13 protein-coding genes and 1 pseudogene are annotated in these 15034 nt (G+C 44.4%); 8 read left to right on the top strand and 6 right to left on the bottom strand.

Annotated elements, in window-relative coordinates; all coding sequences use genetic code 11:
• Window positions 1–74 precede the first annotated feature (74 nt).
• Complete coding sequence (locus tag AC6R05_RS21645) at window positions 75–272, top strand: restriction endonuclease subunit S domain-containing protein (protein WP_032550492.1); 198 nt, start codon at window positions 75–77, stop codon at window positions 270–272.
• A 251-nt stretch (window positions 273–523) separates the two neighbouring features.
• Here AC6R05_RS21645 and malK read toward each other — a convergent pair whose 3' ends face one another.
• Window positions 524–1636: a maltose/maltodextrin ABC transporter ATP-binding protein MalK gene (gene malK, locus AC6R05_RS21640; protein WP_150896753.1), complete on the bottom strand. Its 1113-nt coding sequence runs from the start codon at window positions 1634–1636 to the stop codon at window positions 524–526.
• 686 nt (window positions 1637–2322) lie between these two features.
• On the opposite strand from malK, the gene malE reads away from it, so the two are divergent.
• The 3 genes from malE to malG all read left to right on the top strand — a co-directional run bounded on the left by malE (window position 2323) and on the right by malG (window position 6059).
• Window positions 2323–3507, top strand: coding sequence for a maltose/maltodextrin ABC transporter substrate-binding protein MalE (malE, locus tag AC6R05_RS21635; protein WP_032550490.1), 1185 nt, complete (start codon window positions 2323–2325; stop codon window positions 3505–3507).
• Between the two features lie 78 nt (window positions 3508–3585).
• Window positions 3586–5157, top strand: a complete 1572-nt coding sequence (gene malF, locus AC6R05_RS21630; protein ID WP_032550489.1) for a maltose ABC transporter permease MalF — start codon at window positions 3586–3588, stop codon at window positions 5155–5157.
• Between the two features lie 11 nt (window positions 5158–5168).
• Window positions 5169–6059: a maltose ABC transporter permease MalG gene (gene malG / locus AC6R05_RS21625; RefSeq protein ID WP_239839628.1), complete on the top strand. Its 891-nt coding sequence runs from the start codon at window positions 5169–5171 to the stop codon at window positions 6057–6059.
• Window positions 6060–6579: 520 nt separating this feature from the next.
• On the opposite strand, the gene AC6R05_RS21620 is transcribed toward malG, so the two are convergent.
• From AC6R05_RS21620 to AC6R05_RS21610, 3 genes are all read right to left on the bottom strand, one after another.
• Window positions 6580–6825 carry a hypothetical protein gene (locus AC6R05_RS21620; protein WP_032550642.1) on the bottom strand — a complete coding sequence of 82 codons (246 nt, stop codon included), beginning with the start codon at window positions 6823–6825 and terminating at the stop codon, window positions 6580–6582.
• 168 nt (window positions 6826–6993) lie between these two features.
• Window positions 6994–7488 (bottom strand): acyl-CoA thioesterase, encoded by a 495-nt coding sequence (locus AC6R05_RS21615; protein WP_032550487.1) that lies wholly within the window; start codon window positions 7486–7488, stop codon window positions 6994–6996.
• Window positions 7489–8036: 548 nt separating this feature from the next.
• Window positions 8037–8930: a DMT family transporter gene (locus tag AC6R05_RS21610; protein WP_500648576.1), complete on the bottom strand. Its 894-nt coding sequence runs from the start codon at window positions 8928–8930 to the stop codon at window positions 8037–8039.
• Between the two features lie 99 nt (window positions 8931–9029).
• Here AC6R05_RS21610 and AC6R05_RS21605 point away from each other — a divergent pair, with 99 nt between their 5' ends.
• Both AC6R05_RS21605 and AC6R05_RS21600 read left to right on the top strand, forming a co-directional pair.
• A complete protein-coding gene (locus AC6R05_RS21605) occupies window positions 9030–9818 on the top strand; it encodes an AraC family transcriptional regulator (RefSeq protein ID WP_032550484.1) in 789 nt (262 codons plus the stop codon).
• A 99-nt stretch (window positions 9819–9917) separates the two neighbouring features.
• Entirely contained in the window at window positions 9918–11093 is a 1176-nt protein-coding gene (locus AC6R05_RS21600; RefSeq protein WP_500648575.1) for a MalY/PatB family protein, read from the top strand.
• A 19-nt stretch (window positions 11094–11112) separates the two neighbouring features.
• Here AC6R05_RS21600 and yidZ read toward each other — a convergent pair whose 3' ends face one another.
• Together yidZ and AC6R05_RS21590 are read right to left on the bottom strand one after the other, a co-directional pair.
• Window positions 11113–12072, bottom strand: a complete 960-nt coding sequence (yidZ, locus tag AC6R05_RS21595) for an HTH-type transcriptional regulator YidZ (protein WP_500648574.1) — start codon at window positions 12070–12072, stop codon at window positions 11113–11115.
• Complete coding sequence (locus AC6R05_RS21590; RefSeq protein WP_500648573.1) at window positions 12047–13219, bottom strand: MFS transporter; 1173 nt, start codon at window positions 13217–13219, stop codon at window positions 12047–12049. The genes yidZ and AC6R05_RS21590 overlap by 26 nt, the downstream gene beginning before the upstream one ends.
• 376 nt (window positions 13220–13595) lie before the next feature.
• On the opposite strand from AC6R05_RS21590, the gene AC6R05_RS21585 reads away from it, so the two are divergent.
• Both AC6R05_RS21585 and AC6R05_RS21580 read left to right on the top strand, forming a co-directional pair.
• Entirely contained in the window at window positions 13596–14015 is a 420-nt protein-coding gene (locus AC6R05_RS21585) for a hypothetical protein (protein ID WP_500648572.1), read from the top strand.
• A 321-nt stretch (window positions 14016–14336) separates the two neighbouring features.
• Window positions 14337–14732: pseudogene (locus tag AC6R05_RS21580) on the top strand (cytochrome c oxidase assembly factor Coa1 family protein); the annotation flags it as partial.
• Between the last annotated feature and the right edge of the window lie 302 nt (window positions 14733–15034).

Below are 15034 nucleotides of genomic sequence, written 5' to 3'. Positions count from 1 at the left end.
GTCAAAGCACCTAGCATCATTGCTTAGAAATGAGTAAAATTGTCTTAGTATTAATGTTTAGGTAAGAAAAAATCATGAGCGATTTTGAAAAAGAACTTGAGCTTATGTCTCAAGAGATGGGCGACGAGCCAGAAGTGAAACTACCGTCACTAGAAGAGCAAAAAGCCGTTGTTGCTGAGCTTAAGCGTCTAGAAGCGGAAGGTAAACTGACACCAGAAGTACTAGAAGAGCACTTCGGTAAGTTCAACCAAAAGAACACACCAATCCACTAATCTGGTCGGTGTCGGGGCAAACCCCTAAAGAATGACAAAGGTCTAGCGAATGCTGGGCCTTTTTTGTAGGTGCTGACAGGACTTTTAGGTGGTTTGGAGTAGGGGAGTAGAACCTCCTTCTAGGTGACTTATGTTGGTCATCTAGCTGATATCAATTCACCCTACCTTTGAGACAAAAAAATCCCTCACGAGGAGGGATTTTGATAGGGCAATTTATTCTTAGAAACAGAGCTCGAATCTATCGTCGAGGCTTACTCTGTACCTTTTTCTACGTATAGACGACGACATGCTTTACCGTCGCTGTGGAATAGGTGACAACGGTGCGCTGGGATACCGATAGCAAGCTTGTCGCCTACTTCAACGTCTAATGTATCTGGTTGACGGAAGATAACGTCAGCATCTGCACTCTCTAGGTTTAAGTAAACCTGAGTTTCGTTACCTAGTTTCTCAACAATCATCACTTCGCCTTCGATGGTTGCGTCGCCGTTTTCTGCAGACAGCAAGTGCTCAGGACGAACACCCAGTGACATACGGTCACCAACGTTAACTGTCGTGCCATCTACTGGAATCCAGAAAGTCATGCCGTTTGAAAGTTGAACCATTACACGCTCAGACTCTACTGCTTCAATGTGAACAGACATGAAGTTCATCTTAGGTGAACCGATGAAGCCTGCTACGAAGCGGTTTTGAGGGTAGTGGTATAGGTCAAGAGGCTTACCGACTTGAGATACGTAACCGCCATCAAGAACAACGATTTTGTCTGCCATCGTCATCGCTTCTACTTGGTCATGCGTTACGTAAATCATGGTACAACCAAGCTGACGTTGTAGCTTAGTGATTTGAGAACGCATTTGAACACGTAGTGCCGCATCTAGGTTAGATAGAGGCTCATCCAGCAGGAATACGTTTGGTTGAGAAACCAGAGTACGACCGATAGCAACACGCTGACGTTGACCACCAGAAAGCGCTTTTGGTTGACGTTCTAGTAGGTGACCTAGCTGTAGGATTTCAGCAGCATGTTCAACACGTTTGTCGATCTCAGCCTTGTCTGCTTTTGCCAGCTTAAGACCGAAAGACATGTTGTCGTATAGGTTTAGGTGAGGGTATAGAGCGTAAGATTGGAATACCATGCCCACGCCGCGCTTAGATGGCTCAACGTCGTTCATACGCTCGTCGCCAATGTACAAATCACCTGAAGTGATATCTTCTAGACCTGCGATACAGCGCAATAGTGTCGATTTACCACAACCTGATGGTCCAACGAATACTACAAACTCACCTTCGTTGATCTCTAAGTTTACGTCCTTAGAAATCTGTACATCACCATATGATTTATAAACGTTTTTTAACGTGACACTCGCCATCTAGCTCGTCCTCGATCGATCAAATTTTAAAATTTACTGCTTATCATTATAAGAGATTATTGGGTCAGCAGTAACTGTAGGAATTGGTAAGCATTGAGTGTGTAAGAAAAAACGGGTGTGCTTGGTGGTTTCAATAAATTATCAGTCCAACCAAGCACACCCTCATAGCCAAGCAGATGTCTCTTTCCCCCACATCAAGCTAAACCTCCCCCGTGATTCCATCACTGGTTTAGCTTGATGCTTAATTTAAGACAAAAGCGGGCAATGCAAGCCAACAAGTATTGTTCGGTCTATATAAGAGCAACAAACAATTGCCGGTAAAGGGTTCTTACTATCCACTCTTGGATGACTGCAGTTTCGGTTAATCCAAGAAAGAGTACATCCTCCTAATGGAAAATTAACGAGGGGGAGTAGGAGGGGAGGAGTAGATAAAGAGGGTGAAACGCAATAGGCGATCCACTTCAAATAAATTCATCGCATAACGGTGATATTGATCACGGTGCTTACGAATTTTGTGATTTCGCTCTCTAATCCGACCCGATGGTGATCACGAATTTAAGCCATAATAGCTGGGGCGTAGTGGCTAGGATGATGAGCTTAAGACGGTTTTTTCAGATCATATCTATCGAAAACTGGCTCGTCTTAAATGAATGCGCCCTACGTATAAATATAAAAAGGATATTAACATGAAAAACGCTCTAAGCGCTGTAGCTCTAGGTACAATAGTTGCTCTGGGTTCTTTCGGTGCAAACGCTGCTATCGAAGAAGGCCAACTAACAATCTGGGTAGGTGGTGATAAAGCTTACGAAGGCATGGCAGAAGTAGGTAAACGCTTTGAAGAAGACACAGGCGTAAAAGTTACTGTAGCTTTCCCAGACAAACTAGAAGAGAAATTCTCTCAAGTTGCAGCTGCGGGTGACGGCCCAGACATGATTTTCTATGCACACGACCGTTTCGGTGGCTTCGCAGAAGCGGGTCTTCTTGTGGATATCAAACCTTCAAAAGAAACTAAAGAAGGTATCGTAGACTTCGCATGGGACGCAGTGTCTTACGAAGGTAAAACAATTGCATACCCTGTAGCGGTTGAGTCAGTTTCTCTAATCTACAACAAAGCACTTATCGAAACGCCACCTAAGTCTTGGGAAGAGATCCCAGCACTTAACGCTGAGCTACAAAAAGACGGCAAGAAAGCGATCATGTGGCCTCTACGTGGCGGCGCATACTTCACATGGCCTCTACTTGCTGCTGACGGCGGTTACGCATTCAAGCAAGGCGCTGAAGGTTACGACATTAAAGATGCTGGCGTAGCGACTGACGGTGTTCAGAAGTCTCTAGGCTTCATCGAGAAGATGGTTAAAGACAAAGTGATCTCTGCTGACATGGACTACTCTGTAGCAGAATCTGAGTTCGTTGCTGGTAACGTAGCAATGACAATCAACGGTCCTTGGGGCTGGGCAAACATCGAGAAATCTGGCGTAGATTACGGTGTTGCAACTCTACCTAAATTCAACGGTAAAGCATCTAAGCCTTTCGTTGGTGTATGGGCTGGTGGTATCAGCACAGCTTCTCCAAACCGTGACCTAGCGGTTGAGTTCATGGAGAACTACCTACTGACTGACGAAGGTCTTAAGAGCCTAAACGACGACAAGCCACTAGGTGCTGTAGCGCTTAACTCTTTCCAACGTCAACTAGACAGCGACACTCGTATCGCAGCGACAATGGACAACGCGATGAACGGCGAAATCATGCCTAACATCCCTCAGTTCACAACGTTCTGGTACAGCATGGAAGAGGCAATTGGTAACGTAGTTGACGGTCGTCAAACTGTAGACCAAGCTCTTAAAGCTGCTGAAACACGCATGACTAAATAATATCGACGAAACACCCTTTTAAGGAGGGGGTAACCCCTCCTTACTTTTCTATTTTATATATCGCTAGCAGGTTCCTCTATGCAGTCAGTTCAAGGTACAGATGCTATTCAAGCACCAACAAGCCTTCCAGGAAGTAAAAGCGTCTTCATTAAGTGGGGATTGCTTGGTAGCGTTGGCTTAATCAATGGCTACGCTACAATCCTAATGTATTCTCGCGGTGAGCTCGCATTCGCGTTGCTTACAGTGATCCTAACGGCTTTAGCTCTTTACGTTTTCGGTAGCAAGAAAACTTACGCACACCGTTATATCTACCCTGGTATTGCCGGAATGATTCTTTTCATTCTCTTCCCTTTGGCTTATACCGTCGGTCTTGCGTTCACTAACTACAGTGCAAAAAACCAACTTTCGCTTGAGCGTACTCAAACTGTCCTAATGGACCGTACGTTCCAAAGCGGTGACAGCTTCCCATTCACTCTGTACAAAACAGACAACGGCCACCAAATCGTGGTTAAAGATGGTGAGCAACTTCTCGCGACTGAAGAGTTCTCGTTAGACGGCTTGAACGTCACTGACATGGATCTGAAGGCGATCGACTCTGCTCAAGGCGAAAAAGAGAAGATCAAAACGATCATCCAAAATCGTACTGCAATCAGTGCTGTTGATTTCCACCTACCATCAGGTGAAGACATCCGCATGAGCGGCCTACGTAAGTTTGCTGCTGTGGTTCCGCTTTACACAATGCAAGACGATGGCGAAACGCTATACAACAACGAAACGGGTGAAACTCTAAAACCAAATATGGAAGTAGGTTTCTACCAACCTGTTGATGAGAATGGTGCATTCATTGGTAACACCATCTCACCGGGCTTCGTGGTTGAAATCGGTACGGCTAACTTTGAGCGTGTTTGGAAAGATGAAGGCATCAAAGAACCTTTCATCAGCATCTTTATTTGGACGGTTGTATTCTCGATTTGTACCGTTGCCTTCACTCTGGCGATTGGTTTGATTCTTGCGAACATCGTACAGTGGGAAGAGCTGAAAGGTCGCGCTGTTTACCGTGTTCTACTGATTCTGCCTTACGCAGTACCAGCGTTTATCTCAATCCTTATCTTTAAAGGTTTGTTCAACCAAAGTTTTGGTGAAATCAACATGGTGCTAGAGAGCATCTTCGGTCTTAAGCCGAACTGGTTCTCTGACCCAATCCTAGCGAAGACCATGGTGCTTATCGTAAACACATGGCTAGGTTTCCCTTACATGATGATCCTATGTATGGGTCTATTGAAGGCGATTCCTGATGACCTATACGAAGCGTCTGCGATTGATGGTGCGAACTTCATCGATAACTTCAAGCGCATTACGTTCCCATTGATGATTAAGCCACTAACACCACTGCTGATTGCTGCATTCGCATTTAACTTCAACAACTTCGTAATGATTCAGCTGTTGACGAACGGTGGTCCAAACATGATTGGTACTTCTGAGCCTGCGGGTTACACAGACTTACTTGTAAGCTACACGTACCGAATCGCGTTTGAAGGCGGCGGCGGTCAAGACTTCGGTCTAGCAAGTGCAATCGCAACGCTTATCTTCCTACTAGTAGGTGCCCTAGCGTTACTAAACCTTCGTTTCACTAAACTGTCTCAAGATTAAGGAGCACGACAATGGCTATGGTACAAGGTAAAAGCCTGAAATACCGAGTGTGGGCAACGCATATTGCGCTGTGGTGCTTCCTAGCACTGATTATCTTCCCACTACTGATGATCATCGCGATCTCGTTCCGTGAAGGTAACTTTGCAACAGGTAGCTTGATTCCAGAGAACCCATCACTGGAGCACTGGAAACTGGCACTTGGTATCCCAGTAACTAACGCAGATGGCTCGGTAACACCGCCTCCATTCCCAGTACTAACTTGGCTATGGAACTCAGTAAAAGTTGCAGGTATCACATCAATCCTGATTGTGGCACTGTCTACAACATCGGCTTACGCATTCGCTCGTATGCGCTTTAAGGGCAAAGAGACGATTCTAAAAGCGATGATGATTTTCCAGATGTTCCCAGCGGTACTAGCACTGGTTGCAATCTACGCGTTGTTCGACAAACTAGGTCAGTACATTCCATTCCTAGGCTTGAACACACACGGTGGTCTTATCTTCTCTTACTTAGGGGGTATTGCACTGCACGTTTGGACAATCAAAGGTTACTTTGAAACGATTGATAACTCTCTAGAAGAAGCGGCAGCGCTAGATGGTGCTACTCCATGGCAAGCATTCCGATTGGTACTACTACCACTGTCTGTGCCAATTCTAGCGGTAGTATTTATCCTATCGTTCATCGGTGTTGTTGGTGAGGTTCCGGTTGCATCTATCCTGCTTTCAGACGTGAACTCTTACACACTAGCGGTTGGCATGCAGCAGTATCTATACCCACAAAACTACCTATGGGGTGACTTTGCGGCAGCAGCAGTACTATCAGCACTTCCTATCACTATCGTCTTCCTGTTAGCACAACGTTGGCTAGTTGGTGGTTTGACGGCAGGTGGTGTAAAAGGATAAGCTAGAGCTTATAAGAAAGACAAAGAGCGACCGCAAGGTCGCTCTATATTGGCATTTTTATTACATCATTTGGTTTGGCCGCCGATCAGTAATAAAAATAACCCTCAGGTTACGCATAGCTGGCTACTAATCAGGTTCCTTACGCTATTCAATGATTAGTGGTTTTTGTAACTCTAACCCAGGTACTTACTTGGGTTTTTTTATATCTTCAGAAAACCATTCCTTTCAAATGCGCTTACGTCTCTTTAAGAGCTTCTTACCCTGTTCGAGATGACATGCTCATCATTGCTCTAGTCACTCGTTGTCTCTCTAGATAACTAATCGCAAAGCCAGTATAAATAGGCAAAAGGGAATTGATACTTTGGTCAAAGCCCACTGCGTGAGACTTCAATGAAAGTCATGCAACAATGATTAGTGTTGCATAAAAATTGTATGGCAAGGCTGTTTGAGGATGAGTTCCACAAAGGGATTAGTCGCTTATCAATAATTTGCTATTTATAAGCGACTGAAATGTATTGGATTAGAGTTCTCTATTGGACGGAGCGCAGCCAAGGTGTTGCAGCAATACGTAGATACTCTCTTGGTCTAAAGCGACACGTCTAAAGAGGTCTGCGAAGGTGTTATCGCCACCAAAACAGGTTTGGATATAGTGATTGATCTCTTCGTTGTTGTAGCCTTCTACGTACAGGGTTCTTACCCATTGATACTCAACCGCCTTAAGATTGTTTAGGGTTGATTCACTCAAAGTAGTGCGCGTAACGCTCAAGAGGTGCTCCAGAAATACAGTGATGTCCATGTTAGATGGCAGTATTTAAGCAGAGCTAAATGACGACTTTATTACAGTTATAATATTTTACAGACTCGTGACTTGATAAACGAACAAGAAGAGAAAATGGAGTTACACACTTAAAGGTTAAGTGTGTAACTCTAAGATTTATTTCAGATATTTGACGTGTGCTTCCATCTCTTCGCCAATCTCTTTGCGCATGTTCATCAGGCGAACAGCAGAGTCGCGTAATTCAATATCTTCTTGGGTTTCTGGTACCCACTCTGGCACTTTGGTTGGTAAACCATTTTCATCAACCGCCACCATGATAACAATACAGTGGGTCGTTAGGCGGTTATTGAGCTCTTTCGGATCACTCGCTTGTACATCAATCGCGATATGCATGGAAGAAGAGCCTGTGTAGATCACTTTTGCGCTTACTTCGACCAAGTTACCCACGTGGATCGGCGCAACAAAACGAATACCACCAGCATAGGCCGTAATACAGTATTTACCACTCCAACCTGCTGAACAAGCGTAGGCTGCTAAATCGATCCATTTCATCACGGCACCACCGTGAACTTTACCACCAAAGTTTACATCTCCGGGCTCAGCTAAAAAACGCAGGGTTACGTCGCGCTTTCCATTTTGACTACTGCTCATCTTTAGTCCTTTTTATTCTTATGTTGTACTGCAACAACTATGTTACTTACCAATAACATATACTTTAGTCGTAGGAATTAAAAGCAGAGTTTACTGGTTGAGCGGGGAAATATTGACGCGAGAGCTATTGGGAGAATTAACTGGTGCGGATATGAAAAACACCGAGTATTGAGCTCGGTGCCTTCCATGATTGGGCTGATTATCTAGCCTCTATTTTTATAGCCAACTAACCGTTGTTTATTCGGTTAACTATAGCGTATCCTATACTAATTGTGTGGGTATTGCCATACAATTTTGAACATTTCACCACAAGATATGGGACCTTCGCGTAGATGTTTCCTTTCGGGTTAATGATTGGTAAACCTTTCAAGGAGTTACCTAAAAAGTAAGTTTGGTGATGGCAATAAAAAGAGATAGCGGTAGGTGATTTATTAGTGTTGAAGGTTTGGGTAGCCACCAAATGCTCAAGAGCGAGTCGTTTTGGTGTTATCGCCAGAGCTTTTAGCGGCTACATAGGTTTTCATGCCTACTTTCTTGATTAACCGGCACTATCCTTGTTGGGGAACAGCCGCTTTGACCACCTGCTTTCTTTTGATTTGCGCCATAATCACGCCAGAGATCACCATGATACCGCCCATGAAGTGGTAGTCATGCACCGTTTCACCAAGCCAAGTTGCTGCAAGAACGACGGCGACGACAGGCAATAAGTTCATAAACATAGCGCTAGAGTCTGCTCCAATTGCATCGATGGCTTTCACCCACATCCAAGGAGCCAATACTGAGGCAGCGATTGCAGCGTAAGCGATAAGTGGCAGCGACTCTTGAGAAGGCATCAGTTGTTTGCTTGACAACCATAGAGGCGTTAACATCGCGACTGCAAACAAGCCTTGCATGTAAATCACCACCCAATTGCTTACTGGCATCTTCCAGCGTTTAAGCAGTACACAGTAAGAGGCGTAGACAAGAGCCGCAATCAACATATAGCCATCACCTTGGGTGAGCTCTTGGTGCACGAAAAACAGTGGATCACCTTTACCCAGCATAAATGCCAAGCCCGATAGCGATAGCACGCCACCGACAATGCTCAGCCATGAGATCGACTTATGCAGCAGAGGAACACTCAAAAACACGCTAATCAAGGGTACCAGCGAGGTAATCAGCGCCATGTTTGATGCGCTGGTAGTAAGGCCAGCATAGTAGCCAAGAGATTGATTCAACACCATTCCCAACAAAGCCAGAAATGCTAGCTTTGCCAGATTCGGCTTAATCGCAGGCCACTGTTTAATGGCACTCGGCAGGCAGAAAGGCGTAAGAATGAGCATGGCGACAAACCAACGGAAGAAACTCATTGCGCTTGGCTCGATAACGCTCGCCGCCATCTTATTCACAATGGCATTGGCACCCCAGATACAAACAGTAAAAAATGGCAGAAGATATGACATGTGAATTCCATCGCAGAATGAGTTGATGTGCATAGTTTGACAGGTCGTTACACTAACAGATATCTTTAAAAAGACATCGAACGCGATAGGAAGACAAGTTTGAAAAAACAATCAAGAAACCTTCATCCGTCCTTATCAATTGATAAGGCACCATCCAACGTATTTATGAATTTCGAAGCGTTTCTCTCTAATACTGAAACCCGAGTCCACAGCCATCCTTGGGGACAAGTACAACTGATCAGTGGTGGCATCTTAGAAATGGAAGCGGAAGGAACTCGTTTCTTAGCACCGCCACATCTAGCTATTTGGGTGCCAGCTGGCGTCATGCACTGTAGTTACAATCGTAAGCCCCTAGATTACTGCTCACTAAATATTGCGCCAGAGCTGACTCAACACCTGCCAGAAAAGACTAGCCTAATAAAGATCACGCCGATCGTATCGTCGATCATTGATGATTTTCGTGAAAGGAACATCAATGTCGCTGAAAGCGAACCCGACAAGCGTTTAGTTCAGGTATTGCTTGATCAATTAGCAGAGCGACAGGTTGAACACCACTTCTTACCGTCAACCGATAACAAATACCTAGCTCCAATCCTTGCGGCAATTGAAGAGAACCCAACCGATGAGATTTCTCTTAAGGATTGGGCTGAGCGTGTTCATACCACAGAGCGTACATTGTCACGCCATTGCCAAAGTGAATTGGGGATGAGTTTCACCGAATGGCGCTTACGTGTTCGCTATCTCTATTCAATGGATCTGCTACGTAATGGCCAATCAGTGAAAGAGGTCGCACTCACCCTAGGTTACAACCAAGCCAGCCCTTTTATTTCTATGTTTAAGAAGTATTCCGGCCAAACACCAGAGCAATATAAGAATCGACTATTGTAATAAAACGGTTATATTTCGAAAAAATTGAAAATATTTTGCATCTTTTTCTCTGCTGCGACGTCTTATAGATACAAAACTTGAGATTAGTAGAGAGAAAAGATGTTTAAAGCCATTCCTGACAACCCAAACGCCGCCGATAAATTCATTAAGCATGACAGCAAAATGCTCAAACAAATTTATGGCTCGGATGACGTTACCCCTTATTGGATTGCCGATATGGCTTTTCCTATTGCGACGCCAATTACTACAGCCATGCAGGGTTTGGTGAGCCGCGAAACTTATTCGTATGAGTTTGATTCTGAAACCATTCTCAAAGAGATCGCGCTTTGGAATCAGAAACGTCATGGCTTGGAGTTAGAGCCAACTAAGTTCGTGCAGGTGCCGGGTGTGTTAAGTGCGATTGCGCTTCTTATTCGCGAGTTTACAGAGAAAGGTGAGGGCGTCCTTATTCAAACGCCGGTTTACCATCAATTCCGCCGCTTGATTGAGTCGGCAGGGAGAACCGTGGTCAACAACACGCTTAAGATTGAACAAGACCATTATGTGATGGACTTTGATGCGTTCGAAAATCAACTTAGTGATGGTAATGTGAAGATGGTTTTGCTGTGCAACCCTCATAACCCAGTTGGTCGAGTTTGGACACAGCAGGAACTGGCTCGAATGGTTGAGATCGCAGAGAAATACCAGACTTTGATCGTGAGTGATGAAGTACACGCGGATATTGTTTTCGATGGCGCGAAATTTACCAGCATGGCCGAGTTCGATTATGAAAATAGCGTGACCATTATTGGATCTCCGGCGAAAAACTTCGGCCTCAACAGCATCTCCAATGGTTACATTTACACAGCTAATAATGAGCTGAAAGAGAAAATTAACGCGACTGTAGAATCCATGGCACTTAATCACGGTAACGCTTTTACCACCTATGCGACGATTGCGGCTTACCAACAGGGCGAAGCGTGGTTTGAGCAATTCCTCCAATACACTCAACAGAGTCGTGATTGGATTGTTAGCTTTATGGCGGAGCACTTACCGCAAGTCAAAGTGTTCAAGCCACAAGGTACGAATCAGATCTGGTTTGATTTTACGGGATTAGGCCTAGAGGCCGAACAACTTAAATCACTACTGGTGAACGACGCGAAACTGGCGCTGACTCCAGGTACTTGGTTTGGCGAGCCTGATAAGAACTTCTATCGCATGAACTTTGCTGCGCCATTAGAGCAACTGAAAGCTTCGCTACAGTCACTGCGCGATGCTGTGAACCAATCAAAATAAACCAGCGAAGGCTACTTTGTTAGGCTTGGTTCGCCATCAAGCTTCTGAGTGTCTCTTTAAGCCAGACAATCTTAGGGTTATAGGCGTTGCGTTTATGCCAAATCATAGTGAAGGGAATCGTCATTTTCTCTAGCTGTTCGTTGTCTAACGGTAGCGGCAGTGCCACAAGGTTTGGGTGAAGCTGCTTGATATAGTCCTCACAATAACCGGGAGACGTCGTCAGCATTTGATGTCCCGGTTGCGCTGCCATATAAAGCGCCTGCTCAAAGCTAGATAGGGTTAAACCTGCATTGCGGGTTCTCCCTATCTCTTTTAAAACTTCATCCAATGCCCACGTCTCACTCTTCTCCCATACGATGTTGATATGGGTATATTTGAGAAAGGTGTTGAGCGTCCACTCTTCTTTTAAAGCGGGATGGTCGTCTCGTAGGAACACCTTAGGCTCGTCATTGAACAAAATCTCAAAATCGATCGAGTAGGGCATTAGATCAAGAGACTCTTTTGACCTTGGGTGAGTCTCACGCCCAGTAAACGCAATATCAGCCTCACCGCTAGTTAACGCATCTATCGAATCATAATCCCAGTTTCTGGTTTTAACGCTCGCATTAGGATAACGCTGCTCAATTTTGAGCAGTAGTTCGTTCAAAAACGTCAGCAGTAAGGGAGATTCAATATGGAGATCAAAGTGCACCTTATTGGTTGCCGCTTCGCTGCGTTTGTCCATCAGTTGATGGCTTTTTTGCAACCAGTCTGACAGGTCTTGCTCCATGCTCTCGATTAGGGGCGTAGGCGCTAATCCTTTTGGAGTCTTCACAAATAGAGGGTCATCAAACCAATCCCTCAGTTTGTTCAAAGACTTACTCACAGTAGACGGTGTAACGTTAAGTTTTTTTGCCGTCATAGACACGCTGCGTTCTTGCACTAGCAATTGCAGCGTGAAAAGTAAGTTGAGATCAAGGCGGTTGAGAGCGTTCTTCATAGTGACGATTCGTTGTTTGTACTCGTTCTAATAGTAATAGAGCGCAACTGGCGATACTACCTAGGACTAGGATAAAGATCAGAATATTCAATGCATTAATGCCCAGCACTCCCATTAGCCAAATATAGGCTGCCGAGAAAGAGACATGGCTAATGCCAAGTAGTGAGCTAGCGACCCCTGCACGTTGGCTAAATGGCGCTAAAGCCTGACTCATTGTTACCCCAAAGCCCAAAGAGAAGCCGATACACAAAGCGACGAACGATGCGAGGAAATAAGGTGTCGCGAGCTGTAATTGAGAAGAGAGCAACAACCCAGTCGCCGCTGTCGAAAATAGAAGCTGTGCACTGACGATTAGGGTCTTCTGATTCACGTGATTCAGGACAAATGGTGTACAGAAAGAGGTGAGCATGCCCGCCAATGCAGTGTATGCCATGACAGATGAGTAACCGCCACGATCCATCTCTAGCATCCCCATGATCACCATCGGTGATACGTTTACATAACTAAGAATGGTGGCAACGCCTAGGGTTGTAATAGCCAGCCTTCTTAAAAAGTAGCCATTGATAAATGACTCTGAGCTCTGTTCTTGAGTGGCCTTGGATGGCTCTTTAGTTAAGGTTTCACGCAGCACAAAGGTGGCGAGAACACATACCACAACACCAATCGCTGCCATTACTGTGAATAGGGTTTGCCACGGAGAGTAGAGCATGATCATGTGCCCAACCACTGGGATAATACAAGTGATGCCATTGAGCATAGAGAGCACCTTAGCTCTAGCTTGGTCATCTAGTACATCTCGGAGAATCGCAAAGGCGACCACGTAACAAGCTCCAGCGCCAACCCCTTGGGAAAATCGTCCCGTCAAAAACACCAATATTTGTTCGGTGCTGCCCGCAAACAGAGATGCTGCAATAAAGATCAAAGCACCAATAATGATGACAGGCTTGCGCCCGAGTTGGTCAGCCACCTTACCGGCTAACAACATAGTGCTCGCCATACCCGCTAGGTAAATGGAAAATGCGGTATGCAGTTGTGATTCGGTCGCATTCAGATCCGCCGCGATTTGCGGTAATCCAACTAAATACAGGTCAATAGCAGTCGGGTAGAGCAGCACAAAGCTAAAACTACACAGTAAGAAACGGATCATAACAACCTCTAAACTCGAAAAGATGGCGTGAGTTTAAAGAGTGCTGCAGGCAACAAGCGAGTGAACAACACGACAATAGGTGTGTCGTGATTGGACATAGGTGACTTGGGGGAAAGTCACTAGAGGGATGATGATTTATATGAATCAATAGTTTTGGCACTTTATGGGGTTGATTTCTTGATGCTGAATTATTTGTGGGTTTTATAAATTTTGATCAATGCATCATTATGTATAACATTAAGTCATTGTTTATAAATAAAAACCACCTGTAAAATTCTAGCGACAAAAAACTAGACAGGAAATCTATAGCATTGAATGCATAAAGTTTTTGTCTAAGAACTGTTGTATTTTTTATCACACGTATTAAGGGGTAGATGTGAAAAATAGTTTAAGTTTGTCAGCGATTCTTCTGACAGTATTTTCTCTAAGCGGGTGTGTTGGAGTCGTTCACACATATGAAGGCTCGAAAAAGCCCTTGAGTGAAGTGGCTGTTCTAAAAGGTGAGAATCTAGAATTTGCTGGTAGAAACTATCGTGTCCTTTTTTCTAGCTATACAGATTTATCTGATGATGAAAAAGACTTTAAGGACGTCGGTGATGCATTTATTGGTTATCCGAAGGAAATTCATATGTTGCCCGGTGATTATGTCGTTTTGACTCACTGTATAGTTGGTGATGAATATGCGTTTCCTGCAGTAAAAGCTAGTGTGAAAGCGGGTGAAACGTATGAGGTCAAATGCGGCCCCATTCCGGACAAGTTAAATACTGTTGGAGCGATGATACAGGTAGTTGAATAAGAAACTAAGTAATGCACTCACGAGTTGTGCAAGGTTGATTCGGAACACGTGGGTATTGTTACTGTCCGTTGAATACCATTTAGCACGTGATATGTGACAAGAGGAGTCCGAAGGTAAATGCAAAATCAGAAAGAGTTTCCAGATGATTTAAAAGGATGGAATTGGGGAGCATTTTTCTTCAATTGGATCTGGGGTATTCGCTTCAGGACTTATAGGGCATTATGGGTATTGGTACCATTTGTTAACCTAGTGATGCCCTTCATTTTGGGCTTCAAAGGTAATGAATGGGCTTGGAACCATAACCAATGGAGCAGTGTCGAGGAATTTAAAAAATCACAGAGGAGGTGGTCAGTTGCGTCTTTAACATTAATAGTCTCAGGTGTTGTTCTCGCCATTGGGGTTACTATCAGTGTAAATGATTCATTTGAAGAGTCAGGCTCCACAAAGCTGGCTCTTAGTACTTTGGAACAAACTAGCAAGTTCCAGGAGAATATAGGTGCACCGTATTCTATCGACTTAAAGCAGGGGACACTGAGTAGTTCTGAAATATCTGGCTATGCAGAAATGCAGTATGAAGTGGAAGGAATACATGGTGATGGCGTGTTCGATGCCAGAGCAGAGCTAATTGACGGTGTTTGGCATTTAACTTGTCTGGAAATTACTTATCTATCTAGTGAACAGGTGGAAGTATTAGTTTCTTGTGAAAATGCCACATAAAAATGTATTTAACAGCGATGCTAAAAGCTTGTAGGTTTCTCCTCGCTCACGTATAGCAAGACTACAGGAGTAGCGAACTTAGCATTCTGTTTACAAGGTTATGATGAGAAACCCGATACTTACTTTTAACTTAAACATGTTCAGTGGAGAAAGCTCTCCTTGTGGAAGGTTTTTTAAAATATGTCGGTTCATTAGACATTTACGCGATTGAGCAGTTAGTCTCTCATGGTGTTGACCTAACCCTAAAGAACCGGTTTGACGCACCCGCTACAAACCGTTTCTACCCAAAAGCTAATATCTTT

Source organism: Vibrio sp. R11-SG3-ISO9, assembly GCF_059834255.1.
Note: the sequence above shows the minus strand (reverse complement) of the source record. Positions and strands in the feature narration are given on the sequence as shown.

Excerpts from the sequence above, each read along its gene's own strand:
- AC6R05_RS21645 (WP_032550492.1), top strand. The coding sequence starts at position 75 with ATGAGCGATTTTGAAAAAGAACTTGAGCTTATGTCTCAAGAGATGGGC.
- malK (WP_150896753.1), bottom strand. The coding sequence starts at position 1,636 with ATGGCGAGTGTCACGTTAAAAAACGTTTATAAATCATATGGTGATGTA.
- malE (WP_032550490.1), top strand. The coding sequence starts at position 2,323 with ATGAAAAACGCTCTAAGCGCTGTAGCTCTAGGTACAATAGTTGCTCTG.
- malF (WP_032550489.1), top strand. The coding sequence starts at position 3,586 with ATGCAGTCAGTTCAAGGTACAGATGCTATTCAAGCACCAACAAGCCTT.
- malG (WP_239839628.1), top strand. The coding sequence starts at position 5,169 with ATGGCTATGGTACAAGGTAAAAGCCTGAAATACCGAGTGTGGGCAACG.
- AC6R05_RS21615 (WP_032550487.1), bottom strand. The coding sequence starts at position 7,488 with ATGAGCAGTAGTCAAAATGGAAAGCGCGACGTAACCCTGCGTTTTTTA.
- AC6R05_RS21610 (WP_500648576.1), bottom strand. The coding sequence starts at position 8,930 with ATGTCATATCTTCTGCCATTTTTTACTGTTTGTATCTGGGGTGCCAAT.
- AC6R05_RS21600 (WP_500648575.1), top strand. The coding sequence starts at position 9,918 with ATGTTTAAAGCCATTCCTGACAACCCAAACGCCGCCGATAAATTCATT.
- yidZ (WP_500648574.1), bottom strand. The coding sequence starts at position 12,072 with ATGAAGAACGCTCTCAACCGCCTTGATCTCAACTTACTTTTCACGCTG.
- AC6R05_RS21590 (WP_500648573.1), bottom strand. The coding sequence starts at position 13,219 with ATGATCCGTTTCTTACTGTGTAGTTTTAGCTTTGTGCTGCTCTACCCG.